The organism is Bacillus sp. SORGH_AS_0510 (assembly GCF_030818775.1).
Lineage (GTDB): Bacteria > Bacillota > Bacilli > Bacillales > Cytobacillaceae > Neobacillus.
Map to the genome: position 1 here is coordinate 3914160 of NZ_JAUTAU010000001.1, position 20529 is coordinate 3934688.

Annotated in this window: 20 protein-coding genes; 4 read left to right on the forward strand and 16 right to left on the reverse strand. The window is 38.0% G+C overall.

Annotated elements, in window-relative coordinates; translation table 11 throughout:
• Nucleotides 1-154 precede the first annotated feature (154 nt).
• The 3 genes from lepB to QE429_RS20025 are packed head-to-tail and all read right to left on the reverse strand — an operon-like array spanning nt 155 to nt 2333.
• Entirely contained in the window at nt 155-709 is a 555-nt protein-coding gene (gene lepB, locus QE429_RS20015; RefSeq protein WP_307289548.1) for a signal peptidase I, read from the reverse strand.
• On the reverse strand, nt 699-1364 hold the full coding sequence (locus tag QE429_RS20020) for a TVP38/TMEM64 family protein (RefSeq protein ID WP_307289550.1): 666 nt from the start codon (nt 1362-1364) through the stop codon (nt 699-701). The genes lepB and QE429_RS20020 overlap by 11 nt, the downstream gene beginning before the upstream one ends.
• A gap of 27 nt (nt 1365-1391) precedes the next feature.
• Nucleotides 1392-2333 carry an LCP family protein gene (locus tag QE429_RS20025; RefSeq protein ID WP_307289551.1) on the reverse strand — a complete coding sequence of 314 codons (942 nt, stop codon included), beginning with the start codon at nt 2331-2333 and terminating at the stop codon, nt 1392-1394.
• Between the two features lie 272 nt (nt 2334-2605).
• Between QE429_RS20025 and QE429_RS20030 the strand changes: the two genes are divergently transcribed.
• Entirely contained in the window at nt 2606-2971 is a 366-nt protein-coding gene (locus QE429_RS20030) for a YhjD family protein (protein ID WP_307289553.1), read from the forward strand.
• A 19-nt stretch (nt 2972-2990) separates the two neighbouring features.
• Here the strand turns inward: QE429_RS20030 and QE429_RS20035 are convergent, their stop codons facing one another.
• On the reverse strand, nt 2991-3572 hold the full coding sequence (locus tag QE429_RS20035) for a competence protein ComK (protein WP_307289555.1): 582 nt from the start codon (nt 3570-3572) through the stop codon (nt 2991-2993).
• 190 nt (nt 3573-3762) lie between these two features.
• Here QE429_RS20035 and QE429_RS20040 point away from each other — a divergent pair, with 190 nt between their 5' ends.
• Nucleotides 3763-3999, forward strand: coding sequence for an IDEAL domain-containing protein (locus QE429_RS20040; protein ID WP_307289557.1), 237 nt, complete (start codon nt 3763-3765; stop codon nt 3997-3999).
• Nucleotides 4000-4276: 277 nt separating this feature from the next.
• Here the strand turns inward: QE429_RS20040 and QE429_RS20045 are convergent, their stop codons facing one another.
• From QE429_RS20045 to hemE, 11 genes are all read right to left on the reverse strand, one after another.
• Nucleotides 4277-5548: a M48 family metallopeptidase gene (locus QE429_RS20045; RefSeq protein WP_307289559.1), complete on the reverse strand. Its 1272-nt coding sequence runs from the start codon at nt 5546-5548 to the stop codon at nt 4277-4279.
• A 94-nt stretch (nt 5549-5642) separates the two neighbouring features.
• Nucleotides 5643-5951, reverse strand: coding sequence for an AzlD domain-containing protein (locus QE429_RS20050; protein ID WP_307289561.1), 309 nt, complete (start codon nt 5949-5951; stop codon nt 5643-5645).
• On the reverse strand, nt 5941-6663 hold the full coding sequence (locus tag QE429_RS20055; protein WP_373463271.1) for an AzlC family ABC transporter permease: 723 nt from the start codon (nt 6661-6663) through the stop codon (nt 5941-5943). The genes QE429_RS20050 and QE429_RS20055 overlap by 11 nt, the downstream gene beginning before the upstream one ends.
• A gap of 107 nt (nt 6664-6770) precedes the next feature.
• Nucleotides 6771-7547 carry an enoyl-CoA hydratase-related protein gene (locus QE429_RS20060; protein ID WP_307289565.1) on the reverse strand — a complete coding sequence of 259 codons (777 nt, stop codon included), beginning with the start codon at nt 7545-7547 and terminating at the stop codon, nt 6771-6773.
• A gap of 76 nt (nt 7548-7623) precedes the next feature.
• The gene (locus QE429_RS20065; protein WP_307289568.1) at nt 7624-9186 is read right to left on the reverse strand and encodes a fatty acid--CoA ligase family protein; all 1563 of its coding nucleotides are present in this window, start codon (nt 9184-9186) and stop codon (nt 7624-7626) included.
• Between the two features lie 439 nt (nt 9187-9625).
• Entirely contained in the window at nt 9626-10615 is a 990-nt protein-coding gene (lplA, locus tag QE429_RS20070; RefSeq protein ID WP_307289569.1) for a lipoate--protein ligase, read from the reverse strand.
• Nucleotide 10616: 1 nt separating this feature from the next.
• Nucleotides 10617-11363: an MBL fold metallo-hydrolase gene (locus QE429_RS20075; protein WP_307289571.1), complete on the reverse strand. Its 747-nt coding sequence runs from the start codon at nt 11361-11363 to the stop codon at nt 10617-10619.
• A 105-nt stretch (nt 11364-11468) separates the two neighbouring features.
• Nucleotides 11469-13730, reverse strand: a complete 2262-nt coding sequence (locus QE429_RS20080) for a YhgE/Pip domain-containing protein (RefSeq protein ID WP_307289574.1) — start codon at nt 13728-13730, stop codon at nt 11469-11471.
• Nucleotides 13731-13975: 245 nt separating this feature from the next.
• Nucleotides 13976-15418: a protoporphyrinogen oxidase gene (hemY, locus tag QE429_RS20085; protein ID WP_307289575.1), complete on the reverse strand. Its 1443-nt coding sequence runs from the start codon at nt 15416-15418 to the stop codon at nt 13976-13978.
• A gap of 37 nt (nt 15419-15455) precedes the next feature.
• A complete protein-coding gene (gene hemH / locus QE429_RS20090) occupies nt 15456-16388 on the reverse strand; it encodes a ferrochelatase (RefSeq protein WP_307289576.1) in 933 nt (310 codons plus the stop codon).
• A gap of 29 nt (nt 16389-16417) precedes the next feature.
• Nucleotides 16418-17464: a uroporphyrinogen decarboxylase gene (gene hemE / locus QE429_RS20095; protein WP_307289577.1), complete on the reverse strand. Its 1047-nt coding sequence runs from the start codon at nt 17462-17464 to the stop codon at nt 16418-16420.
• 260 nt (nt 17465-17724) lie between these two features.
• On the opposite strand from hemE, the gene QE429_RS20100 reads away from it, so the two are divergent.
• Nucleotides 17725-18216, forward strand: coding sequence for an antibiotic biosynthesis monooxygenase family protein (locus QE429_RS20100; RefSeq protein WP_307289579.1), 492 nt, complete (start codon nt 17725-17727; stop codon nt 18214-18216).
• Between the two features lie 155 nt (nt 18217-18371).
• On the forward strand, nt 18372-19769 hold the full coding sequence (locus QE429_RS20105) for a hypothetical protein (protein WP_307289581.1): 1398 nt from the start codon (nt 18372-18374) through the stop codon (nt 19767-19769).
• A 31-nt stretch (nt 19770-19800) separates the two neighbouring features.
• On the opposite strand, the gene QE429_RS20110 is transcribed toward QE429_RS20105, so the two are convergent.
• The gene (locus QE429_RS20110) at nt 19801-20436 is read right to left on the reverse strand and encodes a phosphatase PAP2 family protein (protein WP_307289583.1); all 636 of its coding nucleotides are present in this window, start codon (nt 20434-20436) and stop codon (nt 19801-19803) included.
• Nucleotides 20437-20529 lie beyond the last annotated feature (93 nt).

Consider the following 20529-nt stretch of genomic DNA (forward strand, 5'->3'; position numbering starts at 1 on the left):
TCCTATAAACTGTCAATAATTCTATCTCTCATTTTATCATAAAAATAAGTACAAATGTTTGTATGAGTTTCCTCGATTAAAACCATAAATGGTATTATCTTCTCATAAAAAAGAACACGATTTTTTCAATCGTGCCTGTGTCCGTTTAAAATTATTAAAAATGAACATCCATTTCATTTAATGGCCAGTAGCGTAAATCGACTTTTCCTACCACCTGGTTGGTGGAAATAAAACCGAATTGACGACTATCCCAGCTCCCCAACCGGTTATCACCAAGTACAAATAATTTACCTTCAGGTACTGTATTTTCACCCGTAATTTCTTTTAAGCTAAAATCCCCTGTTATTTTTAAACCAGGCGACTTTTGTTTATAGACATTTAAAAAAGGTTCTTCGTATTTATGCCCATTAACATATAATTGGTCATTACGATACTCTATTTTATCACCTGGAAGTCCTATGATTCTTTTAACAAAATCTTCTTTGGCATTGGCATGAAAAACAATGACATCAAAACGATTTAATTCCCCTACTTGATACCCGAGTTTATTCACCACAAGTTTGTTTCCATCTTGGAGTGTGGGCATCATGGATTCACCTTCAACAATATAATTTGAGAAGAAAAATGTACGAATAAATGCAAAGATAATAATACCAATTGCAAAGGCTTTAACCCATTCCATTCCTTCCTTTTTCCATTCAATTTTCATTATAACTCCTCCTTTTCTCCAACTTCTTATCTCTATATAATTCTTCATTATGGTCAGTTTCTGTACTCTTATTCAATCTACCTTCAATTCTTTTTCCTACATACCATAGAATGAAAATAACAAGTAAAACGGTGACCGTGCGAAAAGGTTTAGTTATTAACGAATGAATATCATATCCAATATAACTAATCGTAAAAATCATTACCATCTTCCCAATGCAAACCGCAAGCATATATTGAGCTGTGCTAATTTTTGAAAGACCAGCAACAATATTTACGACTGCCGATGGAGTAAATGGAAAACAAAGGAGTAGAAAAAGGGGACCAAATCCATGCTGATCCACCCAATCCATAAGTTTACGCACCTTTGGATGTCTTGGTAAAAAAGATAACAATCGTTTTTGCCCGTACTTTCTGATTAGTAAAAATACCAATAGTGCTCCAATACAAGTGCCAATCCATGAATATAAAAACCCTAACCAAAGCCCAAAAGCACTGGCATTAGCCATAACAAATAGAAATAAAGGGAGAAACGGAAGAAAGGCTTCGATTATCGTCAGACCAATACCTGGCAATGGACCGAGGGCTCGATACTCCTGTATTAGACTCATAATATTTTCAAGCGTAAACCAAGCTTTCAATGCATCAAAGTCCATCCGTTCTCTCCTTTATCTTTTGTCCTTTTAGTGAGTTATGAATTGATGAAGTGCCTCTTTATTCTTTTCTACATCAATATCCAAAACAGCTCCCTCACCCTTAATTCGCGGTTCAGTAAAGCTATTTTCTATTGGTATTCGTAACGTAGTTACATTTCCTCTTTTATCAGAGAAGAAGTCTTTTGCCATAAATAACATGTCAGATGTGTCCATATTCGTCTTCACATATGGTGTGACAACACCAATCAGTTTTGGCAGCTTCGTAATAGTTTGAAATCCACTTAATTGATTTCCAATTGCATTAACAACCTTTTGTTGACGTTCCACACGTCCAAAATCTCCGATTGCATCATGACGAAACCGAACATATCCAAGAAGTTGTGTACCATTTAATCTTTGTAACCCTGGTTCTAACGTTACATCAATATTCGCAGACATCTTCTTCTCTACATCGATTTCTACTCCATTTGGAAAAGCTTCATCAATCAACTGGACAAAGCCTTGAAAATCAACAATAGCGTAATATTGCAGGTCAATATCAAAGTTTTGTTTTATGGTTTGCCTCATTAACTCTGGACCACCGCGTGAGAAAGCCGAATTTATTTTATGTTTACCATGGCCTGGAATTTCAACGTAACTATCTCTCATAATGGAAGTTAGTTTAAACGTTCCCTTATCCTCATTGTAGTGTACAATCATAATCGTATCTGCCCGAGACTTTTCTTTCCCTCTGGCATCGCTACCGAGCAATAAAATATTCGTATCCCCATACTGATCCTTCTGTCCTTCAAATGTATACACTTCTTCAGGTTCTTGCTTGTCTTTATTTATTTTCTTTAATGATTGATTCATACCCTGTTTGTATTGAAAATATGCATAACCCACTCCTGCTCCAACTAAAAGTAACAATACAAGCAATATGGACGTCCATCTTCTCTTTTTCTTATGTTGATGTTTATCTGCTCTCATACATTTACCACCCATTCGTCCATGTTTTATCTTCATCCTTATATTTGACTCATATTTCTATTTTTAGGTTACTTCATTTAATTCATTTTCCCCTATCAGATATCCTTCTATTAATAAAAACTTTCTCATAAAACCGGCGAAATTTGCAACAAAGAAAGCTCGCCAAATGACGAGCTTGTAAAGAAATAAAGTTATGTTGCATTTATTAGTGCTTTTTCGTAAAATGAATTAGAACGTTTGTTCTCATTTTGTTGAAAGGTGTGGAGCATCGAATGACTCGAATTCCAGAGGATGATCGTGACATAATGGAAAAAGCTATCTACTTACCAATGGTTCTTATTATTCTAAATCGTGATTTATCAGTTGTAGAGAAAAGTCCCTTTAAGTTAAAGAAACCTTATTTGGACTTAATTGAAGAAACAATGAAGGAAATTCAAAGGGAATTGGCTGAGGTAAAACAATATATGAAGAAGAATAAACTCCAAGTCATTGAAACCAAACGGGACGACGCTTTTACGATGTACATGTTTATTTATAAAGGCTATGAGGAAAATCATAATTACTTTAACCCTAGAATTCGAAATAAGGTACAAGAATTAATGGAATCCTACTTACAAAAAAAACATCTGTCCCGTTAATAAATAATGATGGCAATACTTATTTCGGGTTATGGTCTTTTTCACGCTCTATATATTCTCTAGAGGTTTCTGACGCCTTCATTTTTTTGGGTCTGTTAATTAAATATAATGTCTTCTTTTTCCCTTTTCGCTCAATTCTTTGTAATAGTTTGGCTCTAAATAGAGCGGTTCTTTGCATCTGATTGCGAAATGTAGTAAAAGGGATATTGAATACAACGGTTTGTTTATTCGAGAATAAAACTTCAATTTGCTGACTTGATATTTTTGAATAATCTTCAACATGTAATAATGAAATCCAAATACACTCAGGATTTTCGGGTGAGGATGTAGGGAAAACGAAGATGTCTAAACTCGGTTCAATAGCAATGGGCGCTTTACGCGTAAAGCCCATCATTTCTTTAGCTGCTTCTCTTCTAGCATTGTAATTAGAACCAAAATAAATGCAGCTATGTTTGATAATGTCTTGTGGTTTAAAAGGAAACAAGTATTTATCATCAGTCTCACCGATCTGTGAATATAATTTACTACCATATTCCACGGGTCGTATATACATGGTGAATACGTTAAACTCATATGCTTCGCTAAACTTTTTTTTCTTCAATCCATCCAACTCCTACATTAGCATTGACCATATCTTACCACTTTCGACAAATAATTCCTTAGATTATTGAAATTATTGCTAAATTGTTCACATTTTGTCAATTATATAATATTTTTTCAGAAAATTAAAAAAGTATTGATAATAATAAAAAAACTCCATATAATAGAAAAAAGCATCAGAGGTGATTTTCATGGATGAAAAATCTTACACAGATTTAATGAAACTTGGTGCCATGAAACGCAGTAAGATGAAAGAGGGCTTTGTTCAGGATTTATACATCGACATGCTCTTATCTGAAATCCAGCTAACAATGGAAAAGGAAAAATTGTTGAGAAAAATTGACGGGGCCATTGACAGGCGAGACAGACGATCCTTTCTCCTTCTAACCGGACAGCTCAAGGAAATTAACAAACGATTTGGAACCTAAATAACGCTTAATAAACCGTCAAAATATGACGGTTTTTTGTTTTGGCTGTGTTAAAGAACAGTGTTGGTTTATACCACCTGTTGATTGGAGCGGAAGGCACGAAGACTCCTGTGGGAGTATGGTTCAGGGGAGACCCCGCAGGCGCGTTTCTCCGAGGAGGCTCGCCGAAACACCCACGGAAAGCGAAGTGCCTGGAGCGGAAATCAACAGACAATTTCAACAGAGCCTTTGTTTTATAAAAATGAGGCTGACGACATAGTCTTCAGCCCCATACTTGTTATTGATTTTTCTGCTTAATTTCGTATTCCTCCAACATCGAAATCCGATCGAGCATGGAAGGATGAGTATAACGGAAAAGCTTTACTAATAACGGAGGGTTTACTTGACTTAATCCGGAACGGCTTAATTCCTGAAACGAAGTAATCGCAGCCTCTGGATTTTTTGTCATCTCAATCGCATATTTGTCTGCACGTGTTTCCTGATAACGGGATGCAAAATTGGTAAACGGACTCGCCGCAAACAAAAGCATAGACAAAATCATAAGAAATAAAGGAAGGGACCGTATATCTGCCACATCCGTTATTTTTAGTTCCTTTCCCCAGCGCACAGTTGCCCAGTTCATTAACCTGTACGTCAAATATAGTCCCAGCAGGGATAGAAGCAAGTAACCACCGATGCCAAAGTAAATATGCTTTTCGACATAATGACACATTTCATGCGCCATGATAAAAAGGATTTGATTATCATTTAATCGATTTAACGTAGTATCCCAAAGGACAATCCTAGCATTAGAACCAATCCCAGTAACATAGGCATTTAATGAATTTGTTTTTTCCGCCATATTCACTTCAAAAACATGTCGTGCAGGAATGTCAGCCTTCTCAGCTAGAGTCAAAATCTTCGTTTCCAATTGCTTATTTTGCAAGGGATAAAAATCATTGTATAGCGGGTCAATGACGACTGGTTGTAGAAACATCATAAATAAAGTAAAAGGGACTGATAACAGCCAGCCATATAGCCACCAGCGTTTTTTGCTTTTTTTCATGAGCCAATATAGAACAGGGACAATAATCAACCAAGTCCCATAATTAAGCCAAAAATCAATAAGCTCATCCTTCATCCAGGACGGGAAGGATTGAGTAGAAATATTGTATGTTTTGGATAAATTATAGCTAATATAGCTTAAAGGAAACGTGGCTAAAAAGGCAAAAAAAGATAACCAAATTAAATAGATTGCCGTTTGCAGAAATTTGTACTTAGAAGAGCTTTCAGCCCAGCGTTTAAAGGCCTTAGAAAAGCCAAATAGTAAAATTAAGAAATAAAACAACCATTCAAGTGGTGTTGATAAAAAAAACAATAGATTTCTAATTTTTGAATACTCTTCACTTAGCATGAGCTCTCGTCCATTTAAAAATGTAGAAGGGTCCGCTTTTGATCCTTCATATTCAAAGGGTAGCTTCGTATCCGCAAAGTAAAATAAGTACCAATAAAAAAACAACCCGTAAAGACAAAAGGCCAATACCGCATAGACCCCCATTTTCCTTACCATCGATTTGTCCTCCTTTGTGTACAGCCTCTCTATAATTAGTTTAGTACAAACTATCCTTTTTAGAACCAATAAAAAAAGCCAGTACAAGACCGGCTTACAGCAAATAAGAATATAGAGCAAGGACGGCAATAGAACTAATTACAACAACAATGACGTTCGCTCCTAAAAATGCAGCTAAGAATGCTGCTGCAGCTCCCCATATGCCGTACCAAATATCTCCCTCCTGTATAAGAAGGATAGCGGGAAAAATTAACGCACCCAAAGTAGCATACGGAACATTTTTTAATACCCCTTGCACAAACGACGGAAGTTCTTTCCCTTTAAATAAAACAAAAGGAAGCATCCGAGGAATATAAGTGACGACACCCATACCAATAATCATCCAAATGATTTCACTTTTCATGTTGTACACCCCGATGCTTGTTTTTCAATCCTTCAGCCAATTCGATGATAACTGCAGATAAAAGAGTTGCCGTAACTATAGCCCACCCTTGGGCCATTAAGTGATTGAGTGTAAAAATGGAATTAAAAATCGCACCAAGCACTGCGAGGAAAACCACTTTTACACTTTTTTTCATCGATGGGACGAGTAAACCTATAAACATAGCATAGAGTGCAACACTCATGCTATCCTGTAGGGTTTGAGGCAGGCTTGCACCTATGAGATGGCCTACTCCGGAAAAGACAACCCAGCTTGAATAGGATATAGATATAACGCCAAACATAAAGCCGGTTGAAGCGGTGCCTTCCTTCGTGGCAACCACAGAAAACGTTTCATCCGTAATACCAAAAGAATATAAAAGTTTATTTAGTAAATGGTCTTCCTCACATTTTTCAGTTAAGGAGGTGCTCATTAAAAAATGACGGATATTAACAATGAATGTAGTTAATATGATTTCAAAGATTCCCGTCCCGACAGCTATTAAACTTAATGAGATGTATTGGGATGCACCTGCAAACACTATGAGACTCATTAAAACCGTTTCATAAATGGAAAGCCCTGAGGTTTTCGCTAGGAGTCCAAAAGTTAATGCAATGGGAAAATAACCAATCCCGATGCTTATGCCTGCTTGGAGTCCCTTTTTTAACTCAGAAGCTTCTCTCCCTATTGCCATATCTGCCAACTTTGTTCCCCCCATGTCACTTACTCTCTGATAAAAATAAATTTTAGCAAATTTTCAGTGAAAATTACAATAAAAAAACATGGCTTATGAGGCCATGTCTATTTTCCTTTAAAAACTGGTTTTCTTTTCTCTGCAAAAGCCTGTAATGCTTCCACCCGGTCCTCTGTCGGGAGTGTTACTTCGTATGCCTTTCTTTCTATTTGAAGACCAGTATGTAAATCCGTATTCATGCCATTTTTGATTGCGTACTTCGCCTGCTGTAAAGCAACAGGACCGTTTGCAAGCAATAGTGAACTAAAAGAAAAGCACTCATCCAATAGGTCATTCCGTTCAACAACCCGTGTTAACAAACCAACATTCATCGCCTCATCAGCGGTCATTCTTTTCGCCGTTAAGATGAGCTCTAACGCTCTTGCCTGCCCGATTAAACGAGGGAGCCTCTGTGTCCCACCTGCGCCAGGTATGATTGCTAAGCCAGTTTCAGTTAGGCCCATTAAGGCATCTTTTGCAGCTACACGGAAATCACAAGCCAGTGCGAGCTCCATCCCCCCGCCAAAGGCAAAACCATTAATCGCGGCAATGGTAGGCTGCGGAAGTTGGTCGATTGCATTAAACACTTCATTGATTTTAAATAAGTTTCGTTTTACTTGTTCATCTGTTAAGGTTTTTCTTTCTTTTAAATCTGCCCCAACGCTAAAAGACTTTTCACCTGCACCTGTAAAGATGACAGCACGAACTTCCGGGTGAATACGAATTGCTTCCACTTTTCCCTGTAATTCCAATAGTGTCTCATAATTAAATGCATTTAATGACTCGGCACGGTTAATGGTAACCGTAGCGATATGATTAGATATTTCTAGTACTATTTGTTCCATCTCCTACTCCTCCTTTATATAAATGAATTCGAAAAAGACAGGCTAAATGCCTGCCTCTTAAGTAGAAATTTTTTACTTATTTTGCAACGGATTCGGTTATCTGTTTTCTTAGAGCTCGTCTTAATATTTTCCCAGTTGTATTTTTAGGGAGTTCTTCTAAAAATTCTATGAATGATGGAACCTTATATTTTGCAAGATGTTCTTTGCAATACGTAAGTACCTGATCAACGGTCAATTCGGGATTTTTACTTACCACATAAGCACTCACAGCTTCTCCTTGGTTCGGATCAGGAACACCAAGGACAGCCACTTCTACAACATCTGGATGACTATAGATGACCTCCTCTACTTCACGTGGATAGACGTTATAGCCGCCAACAATAATTAAATCCTTCTTCCTATCAACAATATAGAAATAACCATCTTCATCCATTTTTGCGATATCACCAGTATAAAGCCATCCATCCCGGATAGCTGCTGCAGATTCCTCTGGCATTTTATAATATCCCTTCATCACATTTGGACCTCGAACGATTAATTCACCAGCTTCCCCAACAGGGACATCCTCTCCGAGTTCATTCACCACTTTGTTTTCCACATGAAGGATGGAGCGGCCAATTGAACCAGGCTTACGTGGGCGGTCAAGAGGGTTAAAGCATGTTACAGGAGAAGCCTCTGATAAACCATACCCTTCGGAAATAACCACATTAAATTTTTGTTCAAAATTCTTTAACAAGGCAACTGGAAGAGATGCTCCTCCAGAAATACATAAGCGCAAGGAATGTAAATCAATTGGATTTCCCTCTGGATATTGATAAAGGAAATTATACATGGTCGGTACACCAGCAAAAACAGTAGCCCCATAGTCTTTTATCAACGAGAATGTTTCTTTCGGACTAAATTTCGGTGCAATTAACAATGTAGCTCCATGTAATAACGGAGCATTTAAGGCAACAGTTAAGCAGAATACATGAAACATAGGAAGAACAGTTACAACTCTGTCGTCCTGATTCATCTTTAAATAATCCCCTACATCACTAGCATTGCTATAGAGATTCTTGTGTGTCAACATGGCTCCTTTAGGCTTGCCGGTTGTTCCTGAGGTGTAAAGAATAATAGCCACATCCTCATCATTCAACTCAGGACCTTGAAAGGAAGTATCGCCCACACCAACTATCTCTGTAAACGATTTCATTTTTGGATAGACAGAAAGTTTTTCGAGCTCAGATGTATTCCAACTATTTGGTTTAGTTTCGCAAAATACATAATGCTCAATTTTAGGTAAGAATGTGTGCAATTGATCTGCTAAGGGAATTGCTAGGTCAAGGGCAACGACCGCTTTTACATCACCATTATTTAAAATATATCCAATTTCATCTGCGGTATAAATCGGATTGATTGGAATGACGGTTACTCCTAAGCGTAAGGCGCCATATAAGCTGATGACAAAATGCGGTGAGTTTCCTAATAATAATGCAATATGGTCCCCTTGTTTGATCCCTAATTTTCTAAGACCTGAAGCAAATCTTGTAATCGCAACATCTAATTCTGCATAGGTACTTGATTGGCCCATAAAATAATACGCTGGTTTATCAGCATAGGCCCTTGCAGTCTCATGAAGCCTGGTTGATAAATTCATAGTTTCCCTCCCCTTATGAATGAATACTCATTCATTTAATTATAAAAATTTTCTAAATATATTATATTGCTAGAAATTTGAGTATTCAAGTATAATCCCTTAAAATCTGATAAAAAAAGCCAACTCACCAGGTGTCAGGCACCATTTGGAGTTAGCTTCCCTATTTTGAATATATATAATCTATTATATATCGCTACCTTTTACGTGCCCGTTTTCTAATACATGCATGCTCTTCGGGGACGTAGAACGTCTCTACGTTACCGGGGCCCCGCTTCTTTATGCTCTTCGGGCACGTAGAACGCCTCTACGTTACCGAAGCCTCGATTCTTTATGCTCTTCGGGCACGTAGAACGCCTCTACGTTACAAGGGCCTCAATTCTATATGCTTTTCAAGCGCGTAGCCTGCTTTTCTACTTATGAATCTACATTTCAGCACTGTTTAATAGATTAAATTAACGAATTCCTCCTTAGAGATGTTTCCAAAGTAGCGGGACATCTCCAAGTCTGCAAGTGCCTTATCTATTTCTCCTTTTTCATAGCGGATGCCTGTTAGTTTGTTTTCAATGTCACTTACATCTCCTACACCAAAGAAGTCACCATATATTTTGCAATTCTCTACTACCCCTTTATTCACTTCTAAGCGCACATCAATGGACCCAACCGGAAACCGATGGGAGTGCTGTAGGTTGAATTTTGGGGACTTCCCATAGTTCCATTCCCAATTTTGATAGCGTTCTTTCGAAAGTTGATCAATTTTTTCCCAATCCGCTTCCGTCAGTACATATTCAGGAATTTCTTCTTTTCCTTCAAAAATATGTTTAAGGATGATTGAACGAAATTCTTGGATATCCATTTCTTCAGGAAGAAATTCAGAAATATTAGCCACACGGCTGCGAATAGATTTAATTCCCTTTGATTCAATCTTATCTTTTTTCACCTTTAAAGCTGAAACAACATGATCCATTTCTGAATTGAACAACAATGTACCATGACTGAACATTCTGCCTCTAGTTGAAAATTGTGCATTTCCAGAAACCTTTCGTCCTTCTGCTAGTAGATCATTCCTGCCACTTAGCTCCGCATTTACCCCTAAGCTTTTTAAAGCTGCTACCACTGGTTCAGTAAATTTCCGGAAGTTATGAAAGCTCTCTCCGTCGTCCTTTGTAATAAAACTAAAATTTAGATTACCTAGGTCGTGGTAGACGGCTCCTCCACCAGATAATCGCCGAACAACATGGATGCCATTACTCTCAACGTACTCTGTATTAATTTCTTCAATTGTATTTTGATTCTTCCCAATAATGATGGATGGCTCATTTATGTAAAATAATAAATAGGTTTCATCAATATCTAAATTTTTCAGTGCATATTCTTCTATAGCTAGATTAATACGAGGATCCGTGATGCCTTTATTATCGATAAATAACATACTATACTTCTCCTTCTATTGATATAGATTGGAATTCTTCTGCAAGCTTAATTATACCAGTAAATTGAGTAGATGCCTCCTCAATTAAATCAGATAATGTACCGTATTGAGGCAAATGAGTAAGAATCAATTGCTTAACTGATGCTTGTTGCGCTAATCTACCTGCATCAAAACTATTCATATGACCAGCCGGCTTACCGTTTTGATTTCCGTAAAAATTACATTCACATAACAAGACATCTGCATTTTTACTAAACTCAATCAATTGTTCTTTATATGAAGTATCTGCCGTGTATACCAATGACTTTCCTTCCACTTCAAATTTCATCGCATAGCATGGGACCGGATGGTCTGTCTTTAAAAAAGATACAGTGAATGGGCCAATTTCCATCGTGGCTGCAGGATCGTAGGCAATTCCTTTTGTAATCTCTTTGTAAGTTAATTTCGTAAATTCATGTTCATTATAGTGATGGCCATACACAGGGAGAGTTGGGCATGCCTTCCCTAAGAATCCTAAAATCAATCTTGCATGCTGCAGGACACCGATATCTGCAATGTGGTCTGGATGGTAGTGTGAGATGATCACAGCATCCAATTCTTCTGGTTGAATTTCATTCTGCATTTTAGAAAGCACGCCGCTTCCACAATCTATTAATAGTCGAAAGCCTTCATGTTCAAGTAGGTAGCCTGCACTCGCTCCATTCTGTTTAGGATACCCGCCCCAAAAACCGATTATTGTTAACTTCATAATTAACCCCTCCGTTTATAGTACTATTTTTAATATACTCAAATTCAGTCTATTATCAAAATGAAAAAACCAGCCGAAATTGTCGACTGGTCTTCTACTAGCTATTTATTCATTTATTGCATGTCTGTAGTGATGTCTTACTCTCAATGTAAAATATGCAATGGTTCCTAAAGCGAAAACAAGTAAGAAACTTAATAGGATCATGGTATTCTCCCACATGTAACTAAAATCACCACTAGAAATGACTGCCTTAAAGCCAGAAACGGAATAAGTCATTGGCAGGAAGGCGTTAAAATGCTGTAGGAAGTTAGGAATTAACTCAAGTGGGAAAGTTCCAGCACTTGTCGTTAATTGGAAAATGAGAATAATAATCGCAAGAAAACGCCCTGCATCTGCAAATACTGAGACAAGCAGTTGAATTAATGCAATAAAAGTTAAACTTGTAATAATAGAGAATAAGACAAACTTCGGTACACTTTGTACGTCAAGGCCTAATCCAAGCAACAGGATCACATCTGCTAATAATGCCTGAATCACTCCGACACCAGCCATAATGGCAAACTTGCCGGCAAACCAGTTAAATCCACTTGTTGGAGCAATCGCTGTATCCCTAAGTGGGAAAACGATTGAAATAAGTAATGCTCCTACAAATAAACCTAATGATAGGAAGTATGGAGCAAATCCAGTTCCATAGTTAGGAACATGATTTACACTTTCCGTATCTAATTTTACAGGTTTCGCCATCATATTATAGGTCTTATCGTCGGCATGAACTTTAGAAGCCTCTTGTGCACCATCTGCAAGCTTATCCGCAAGCTCTTTGGCACCATCTGATAATTTTGTGGTACCATCTTTTAATTGGTTAGAGCCATCTGCTAACTGTCCAGCACCCGAACTAAGGGCTGTTGAACCTGCAGATAATTGATTCATACCTTTATATAAATCAAAAGCTCCCTGCTTCAACTCACCTGACCCCGCAGACAATTGACCTGTTCCATTTGTGAGCTTATCGGAACCGGCAGATAGTTGACTCATACCGTTTGAAAGTTGGCTAGTTCCTTTAGATAATTCTACTGAACCGGTATACAGCTGATGAATACCTTGCTGCAATAATTTCTGGTTCTCATTAATGGTCCCAATTCCGCCGATTAATTGATTAAAGTATGGGTCAATTTGCTCTCCAATCTTTGAATCAAGTCCTTGTGTTGCCGCTTCTAATTTAGGACTAAGCTCGGATAAAATTTGTTTTTGAAGCTCCTCTTTGGTTGGAGCATTTTTTTGCTCCTCCGACATAATTGCATTTACAAGTTGTGGAGACACACCGTTATCTATTAGTACTTTGGCCAACTCTTGCATTTTGCTCGTTTGGGTTGCAATTGTTTGATCTGCTATCTGTGATGCAAGATCCCCAGCACTGCTTGATAACTGTTTTTCCAAAGCATCAGCAATTCCGGCTGGAAGCTGATTTTTAAGTTGTTCAGCACCAGATTTCACTTCCTCTGTCCCATTAATAAGGAGAGGGAGATTAGAATCAGCTTTTGCCAATCCATTCTTTATTTCCGTAGTACCGGCATTTAATTTTTGTGAACCAACAGATGCATCTTTTACACCTTGGTTGAACTCAGTAGATTTTTCAGATAATTTTTTAAGTCCGGTATTTAAATCAGAAGAACCCACAGCAAGCTTATTACTTCCATCATTTGCCGCTTTCATTCCATTATTAAATTCCCCTGATTTCTCTGCTAATGTATTAAGTCCATCACTTAATTCCTTCGATCCCGTATTTAAGTCAACGGACCCGTCACTTAATTGTCCTGCACCATCACTAGCTTTTTCAACTCCATCGGCAAGTTCACTGATCTTGCTAAACATAGTTTCAGCATAGGTTTTCGTTACCTGCTCTGATACAGCGGTTTTAATTCTTTCAGCTGCTGTACCACCGATTTGTGCAGAAAGGAAATTATAACTTTCATTCGGAGTGTAAATCAGCTCTAGTTTTTCTGGTTGCTTATCCAATAAGGTAGTCGCATTTGCTGAGAAGCTTTTTGGAATTTCAATGACCATGTAGTATTTCTGATCTTTCAGCTCCTTGTATGCTTCCTTTTTGGAAACTAGGTGAAAATCAAATTGCTTACTCTTCTTTAGTTTTTCTGCCAAGTCATCGCCTAAATGCAACTGTTTCCCATCCATTGTTGTACCTGCATCATTATTAACTACTGCGACTGGCAGATCATCAAGCTTGTCATATGGATCCCAAAAAGCCCATAAAAACATCCCGGCATACAACACAGGGACAAACATAACAGCAATGATAGGAATAAGAATTTTTCTATTTTTTATAATGGATAAAAGTTCTCCCTTAAACATCCCTGATACCTCCTTTTCATCTTTGACTATTTCGTTCAATTAGTCATTTTACATTGTAAAATTAGGACTATCTTGATAGACAATCCCTTCAAAAATAATATGGTTAATATTACTTGTTTTGACTAAATGAACATTTTAGTCATTTAATACTTAAAGAGTATACCTCCATTTTTTTAGGTTGGCAAGTAGAAAGAGGAAAGTTTTTTCTCTAATAGGATTAATAAAAAGGAAAAAGAAGCTGTCCGTTATTGAACAGCTTCTTTAGAATGATTTGCATATTGAAAGTACTCAAGAACATTTTTCACCGCTTCTTCGCCTTGATCAATGCAATCCGGGACCCCTACTCCACCATAGGAAGCACCCGCCAAGAATACTCCTGGTAATTCATTTTTTACATGTTCCAGAATGGTAGCCAGTCTTTGCTTATGGCCAACCGTATATTGTGGCATTGCTTTCTTCCAGCGGGAAACAATGGCAAAATCTGGACTTAATGTAATATCCATTGTCTTCTTTAAATCATCCAATACAATTTTTATAATTTGGTCATCTGAAAGGTCGACGATCGTTTCATCGCCCGCTCTTCCTACATAACAACGGAGAAGTACTTTTCCCTTGGGAGTCGAATGAGCCCATTTTTTATGAGTCCAAGTACATGCTGTAATGGAATAATCATTATTTCTTGAAACTACAAATCCCGTGCCGTCAATGTCCCGCTTGATTGCTTCCTCAGGAAATGCCAAGGCTACAGTGGCCACTGACGTTGATGGAACAGATTTAAATGGATCAAAAAAGCGATAATCCGAAAACATAGATTGTGTGATTTGATGAGGAGTAGCAGCAATAATACTATCTGCATGGATGGTCTCCCCATTATTAAGATAAATCTCATAGCTTTCATTGTGCTTTGTGATCTTGTCAACACGATGACCTTTTAAAATTAATTCTGGGTCCAATTTACTTTCAATCGCTTCTGCAAATGATTGAAGCCCCGTTTTAAAAGTTAAAAAGGCACCTTTTGTTTTTTCATTATTCTCCGTCTTCTTCGGTTGGGAAGGAGTTGCTTTTTTCATACCGACGATCAAGCTACGGTATTTCTGCTCTACCTCATAGAATTGCGGGAAAGTAGACATTAAGCTTAATTGATCAATGTCACCAGCATAGATCCCAGATAACAATGGCTCAATTAAGTTTTCAACAACTTCATCACCTAATCTTCGTCTAAAAAACTCTCCTAAAGATTGGTCTTTACCGCTTTCAGAACGAGGTAAAATAAAATCAGCCGCAGCCCTTAATTTCCCAGGAATCGAAAATAAGCCTGTTGTTAAAAATGGTCCTATTTGTGTTGGAATACCCATAATGGAACCACCCGGCATGGGGTGTAGCTCCTCATTCACTAGTACATATGATTTACCAGTGGAATTATGAACTAATTGATTGTCCATCCCTACTTCTTTAGCAAGGCGAATCATACTTGTCTTCCTTGCTAGAAAGGAATCAGGGCCACGTTCAATCGTAAAACCGTCTCTAATAACGGTTTGCATCTTTCCTCCGAGACGGTGGGATGCTTCTATAAGTTTGATTTCAATAGGAAGCTTGTCTTCTCGTATCTGTTTTTGAAGGTAGAAGGCTGCTGTTAAACCAGCGATTCCTCCTCCAATAATAACAACTTTATGTTTATCTTCCGCCACGGACCTCACCTTCTTCCCCTTTTATTCTCAGATGGTTTTAATGAGTTAATTTCTTTAGGATGACGGTAGAAAGGCAATCTATAAATTCTTCTTTGGCATTTGGCATTTCCGGACGATAATAGCTTACACCTAATTCATCCGTAACTACTTTACACTCGATGTCGTTATCATAAAGAACTTCTAGGTGGTCACATACAAACCCAACTGGTGCGAATACAAATGCTCTATAGTGATGTTGCTGAAATAGTTCCCTAGTTAAATCCTGTACATCTGGACCAATCCAAGGCTCAGGGGTATTTCCTGCGCTTTGCCATCCTACTGTATAGTTTTTGATTCCCGCTTGACTAGCAATTAGGTCAGCTGTTTCCTTAAGCTGCTGTGGGTAGGGATCTCCAAATTGTAAAATTTTCTCCGGGAGACTGTGTGCCGAAACAATTAGGACCGCATGCTCCTTTTCTTCTGGAGGCATTTGTTCGAAAGTTTGTTTTACTTTGTCAGCCCAGTAATCAATAAACTTGGGTTCTTCGTACCAGCTTTCGATACTAGTAATTTTTAGTCCGCCTAATTTTTCAGCTTCCTCTACAGCTCGTCCGTTATAGGATTTTACACTGAACGTAGAAAAATGTGGTGCAAGAACAATACTTACTGCTTCTTTAATACCGTCATCGTGCATTTGTTTCACTGCATCTTCAATAAATGGCTGAATATGCTTTAACCCTAGGTACATCTTAAATTCAATTTCATCTTGGATTTTATTTAAATGTTCTTTCAGCTTTTCTGCCTGGTCTAGAGTAATTTTTGCAAGTGGGGAAATTCCTCCAATTGCTTCATAGCGATTGCGAAGGTCTTCAATCATTTCAGGTGATGGTTTCCGTCCATGACGAATATGAGTATAATATCCTTCTAAATCATCTAATGTATATGGGGTACCGTATGCCATAACTAGCAAACCCATTTTCTTTTTTGTCATAGTTACACCTCATATTTAAGTATGTAGTCTTATCGACTTAATTTTGATGCAGAATACTCATGAATAAAGGATGCTAATCTCTTTAGTGTATCTGGATTAACAGATGGGAACACGCCATGACCTAAATTAAAAATATACCCGTTCTGTGCCATTCCCTGATCGAGAATCGCTTTTGCTCTTTCCTCGATAACCTCCCAAGGTGCTAATAAAATAGCAGGGTCAAGATTTCCTTGGACAGTCTTATGAACACCCATTTCTCTTGCTTGGCTAATAGGTAATCTCCAATCGAGACCCACTACATCTAGGGGCAATTCATTCCACTCTAAGGCAAGATGGCTTGCACCAACTCCAAACATAATTAACGGCACATTTTCCTCTTTCAATGAAGTAAAGATTCGATTCATTACAGGCTTTATAAAATATCGGTAATCCTCAACATTTAAAGCGCCAACCCAAGAATCAAAAATTTGGATTGCCTTTGCCCCTGCCTTAATTTGTGATTTTACATAAGTAATAATCATATCGCCAAGCTTTTCCATTAAAGCAAACCAGGCTTTTGGTTCTGTATACATGAACGCTTTCGTCTTATTATAGTTTTTTGAAGGGCCACCTTCAATCATATAGCTCGCTAAGGTAAATGGTGCTCCAGAAAAACCAATAAGCGGCACAGACAACTGCTCAGTCGTTAATAATTTTATTGTATCAAGTACGTACGGAACATCTTCCTCTGGGTTGATTTCCCCTAATTTTTCAACATCCGCTAATGAACGAATTGGGTTATCAATGACAGGGCCAATTCCACCCTTTATCTCTACTTCCATTCCGATGGCTGGAAGTGGAGTCATGATATCTTTATATAGAATAGCCGCATCTACGTTGTATTGCTCTACTGGCAACCGGGTGACATACGCACAAAGCTCAGGCTGGTGAGTAATTTCAAATAAAGAATATTTTTCTTTAATCGCTCTGTACTCCGGCTGAGAACGTCCCGCTTGACGCATATACCAAACAGGTACATAGTCTGTTTTCTCACCTCTAGCAGCTTTTAAAAATGTCTCATTAATCGGTCTTGTCATTTTATATTGTCCACCTTTCAAACACATGTCTGTCTTCCATTTTAATATAGTTGGCTTAAATTTAAAAACTTTCTTATTACGATTGATATATTCAGACTGTCTCCACTATATCTATTAATCCTATTTGTGTATAGGTAACACTAATAACTGTCAAAAAAAAGTCGTTTTTAGGTTACTAGAATTGTAAAAATTCAAATGAGAATACTAGCAAAAACATGGGTATACACTAATAAAAGGAATAACGAAGAGGAGGAATTCACTTGAATGCATATATAACTGCAGGAACCATCGATTTCTTAAAAAAAATTGAGGCCAAGTATCCTAATGAAACAATGGTGACAATGGTTAATCAAAACAATGCTTTATTGTTTCATGAAACACCTGGTGAAACTGTTTTTAATGAGCCTCGTGAATTTGAAGAATTACTATCAATCGGAGAGATCAACAAAGAAGGTTTTGTTGTGATGAACAACGTACCAGTGACAGACGAAGGTCGTCCCTTATTTGAGCATCAAGTAAAAAATCAATTCATGCAAGTAAAAAATCAACAAGGATTTTTAGCCCTAAGAGTCCTCCGTCCCTTAACCGCTAATACTTATGTCATCCTAAACGTGTGGAAAAGCGAAGCCAATTATCAAGGCTGGCAATCCTCTGAGTCATTTTTCGACGTTAATAAGATGACAGGAACAGACTCCCAAGCCAAGCTCTTTTCGAGCGCACCATATTCAAGCAAATATATGATAACGGAATAAGGAGTAAAATGAAAGGATGGAGTGAAAACTCCATTCTTTTTTGTTTTCATAAAATATTTTCATTCCCTCTTCACCACTTCTTGCTATCTTCATATTCTGTATTACATCCAACAGGGCTATAGCCCTGCTGGATCAATAGGAAGGGGGGAACTAAAATGATAGTCGAACTGACGGCTCTTCATTGGATATATGTGACTTTTATTGTTCTTATTATTGGGTTTATGGTGATGAGAAGAGACACGACCATCATTTGTATTGCCGGGATATTTTTAATTGCCTTAGTTGCAACAGGCAGTTTAACTCATTCAGTCAGCAGTATATTTAACAGTTTTAGTTATGCAATAACTGAATTATTGTCTACCATCCTCGTAATTTCCATTATTGTGGCCATGAGCCACACCTTAACAAACACAGGTATTAATGATGTGATGATCTCACCCTTTAGGAAGCTAATCCGTAACTCTACATTAGCCTATTGGACCATTGGTATATTAATGATGGTAATCTCTTGGTTCTTTTGGCCATCTCCAGCTGTTGCCCTTCTTGGTGCCGTCCTTCTTCCAGTTGCCATTAGAGCAGGTTTGCCAGCACTTGGCGTAGCAATGGCAATGAACTTATTCGGTCATGGTATTGCCTTGTCTGGTGACTTTGTCATTCAAGCTGCACCCAAACTTACGGCCGATGCCGCCGGACTTCCCATACAGGATGTTATAAATGCCAGCATTCCTTTAGTATTTATAATGGGCCTTGTCACAACGGTTACTGCCTTTTATTTTTTAAAAAGGGATATGAAGCGCGGTGTTCTACAAGTCAATTCATCCGTGTTACCTGACCCATCCGAGGAGTCATCTCAGCAAGCTGTGCTTTTATCGTTGGGTCAAAAGCGATTCTTTGCCATTTTAGTACCTTTATTATTCGCTGCCGATGTAGCAGGTATGACCCTGTTAGATTTAACAGGGGGAGACGCTACTGCATTAATTGGTGGAACCTCTATCCTTATTCTTCTATTAATCACCTTAACCAGTCATAAAAATAAGGGATTAGAGCAAACCACCCAATATTTAATTGAAGGCTTCCAATTTGGCTTTAAAGTATTTGGTCCAGTTATTCCTATTGCTGCCTTCTTCTATTTAGGTGACAGCGGTTTCACAAAGATCATCGGCGAATATTTACCGAAGGCCTCACATGGAATCGTAAATGACTTAGGTGTTGCACTTGCAAGCATTGTTCCATTAAGTAAGACAGTTGGGGCAATCACTTTAACGACTGTTGGAGCGATAACAGGATTAGATGGTTCAGGTTTTTCAGGGATATCTCTAGCCGGTTCCGTTGCGGCCTTGTTCGCCACAGCTATAGGAAAAGGCGCTGCCACTCTTACAGCACTTGGTCAAATCGCAGCCATTTGGGTAGGTGGCGGAGTTCTCGTCCCATGGGCGTTAATCCCGGCAGCCGCCATTTGTAAAGTGGACCCATTTGAACTTGCACGAAGAAACCTCGTTCCAGTTATTATTGGGCTTGTAGTAACAACCATTGCTGCGATATTTCTAATATAAATGGAAAAAGAGGCTGAAACCAGCCTCTTTCCTATTTGGTCCTTTTTTTAAAGTAAGAATAAATCATAATCGAGAATGACACCCATATGTATCCTAATGCGTAGCCCCCCAAGACATCTGATGGATAATGGACATGTAAAATCACTCGACTTGCACCAATTAAAAGAAGTAATATGGCAGCACAGGCCCCGATAATGATTTTTGCCGTTTTTGAAGCTGTTGCCTCAATTAATAAATAGGCAATGAGAAAGTACACAGTCATCCCAACCATAGCATGACCACTTGGGAAGCTGTAGCTTTTCACCTCAACAAGATGCTCTAGATCTGGTCTTGGGCGTGCAAAATAATCCTTGAGTATTTTACTAATTTCATTACCTATTGCAACCGATAAGGCAAAAACAGCCGCTCCGAGATAATTTCTATTTTTCAATAATAACCAGACTAACATTAGTATGGCGACTACCCCAATTCCTTTTTTATCACCCATTTCAGTCAGGTTTATAAAAAATGGAATCAAGGGATTTGGTACATGTGAAAATAGTCCAGCTATCTTATCATCCATCCAAAAAATACTGTGTGTTGCTACTTTAATGGTCGTAAATAATGCGAATAACACCACGAGCCCCATAAAAATAAAAGAAAAGTTCACTTTGCTTTTGGTCTTCATTCCCCTAACCCTTTCACTTTCTTTTTAAAATACTTTAAAAAGTATAAAGAAAATATACATAAAAATCTATATAATAGTGGAAAAGCGTTAAAA

Excerpts from the sequence above, each read along its gene's own strand:
- lepB (WP_307289548.1), bottom strand. The coding sequence starts at position 709 with ATGAAAATTGAATGGAAAAAGGAAGGAATGGAATGGGTTAAAGCCTTT.
- QE429_RS20020 (WP_307289550.1), bottom strand. The coding sequence starts at position 1,364 with ATGGACTTTGATGCATTGAAAGCTTGGTTTACGCTTGAAAATATTATG.
- QE429_RS20025 (WP_307289551.1), bottom strand. The coding sequence starts at position 2,333 with ATGAGAGCAGATAAACATCAACATAAGAAAAAGAGAAGATGGACGTCC.
- QE429_RS20030 (WP_307289553.1), top strand. The coding sequence starts at position 2,606 with ATGACTCGAATTCCAGAGGATGATCGTGACATAATGGAAAAAGCTATC.
- QE429_RS20040 (WP_307289557.1), top strand. The coding sequence starts at position 3,763 with ATGGATGAAAAATCTTACACAGATTTAATGAAACTTGGTGCCATGAAA.
- QE429_RS20045 (WP_307289559.1), bottom strand. The coding sequence starts at position 5,548 with ATGGTAAGGAAAATGGGGGTCTATGCGGTATTGGCCTTTTGTCTTTAC.
- QE429_RS20050 (WP_307289561.1), bottom strand. The coding sequence starts at position 5,951 with ATGAAAAGTGAAATCATTTGGATGATTATTGGTATGGGTGTCGTCACT.
- QE429_RS20055 (WP_373463271.1), bottom strand. The coding sequence starts at position 6,663 with ATGGCAATAGGGAGAGAAGCTTCTGAGTTAAAAAAGGGACTCCAAGCA.
- QE429_RS20060 (WP_307289565.1), bottom strand. The coding sequence starts at position 7,547 with ATGGAACAAATAGTACTAGAAATATCTAATCATATCGCTACGGTTACC.
- QE429_RS20065 (WP_307289568.1), bottom strand. The coding sequence starts at position 9,186 with ATGAATTTATCAACCAGGCTTCATGAGACTGCAAGGGCCTATGCTGAT.
- lplA (WP_307289569.1), bottom strand. The coding sequence starts at position 10,615 with ATGTTATTTATCGATAATAAAGGCATCACGGATCCTCGTATTAATCTA.
- QE429_RS20075 (WP_307289571.1), bottom strand. The coding sequence starts at position 11,363 with ATGAAGTTAACAATAATCGGTTTTTGGGGCGGGTATCCTAAACAGAAT.
- QE429_RS20080 (WP_307289574.1), bottom strand. The coding sequence starts at position 13,730 with ATGTTTAAGGGAGAACTTTTATCCATTATAAAAAATAGAAAAATTCTT.
- hemH (WP_307289576.1), bottom strand. The coding sequence starts at position 16,388 with ATGACAAAAAAGAAAATGGGTTTGCTAGTTATGGCATACGGTACCCCA.
- hemE (WP_307289577.1), bottom strand. The coding sequence starts at position 17,464 with ATGACAAGACCGATTAATGAGACATTTTTAAAAGCTGCTAGAGGTGAG.
- QE429_RS20105 (WP_307289581.1), top strand. The coding sequence starts at position 18,372 with ATGATAGTCGAACTGACGGCTCTTCATTGGATATATGTGACTTTTATT.
- QE429_RS20110 (WP_307289583.1), bottom strand. The coding sequence starts at position 20,436 with ATGAAGACCAAAAGCAAAGTGAACTTTTCTTTTATTTTTATGGGGCTC.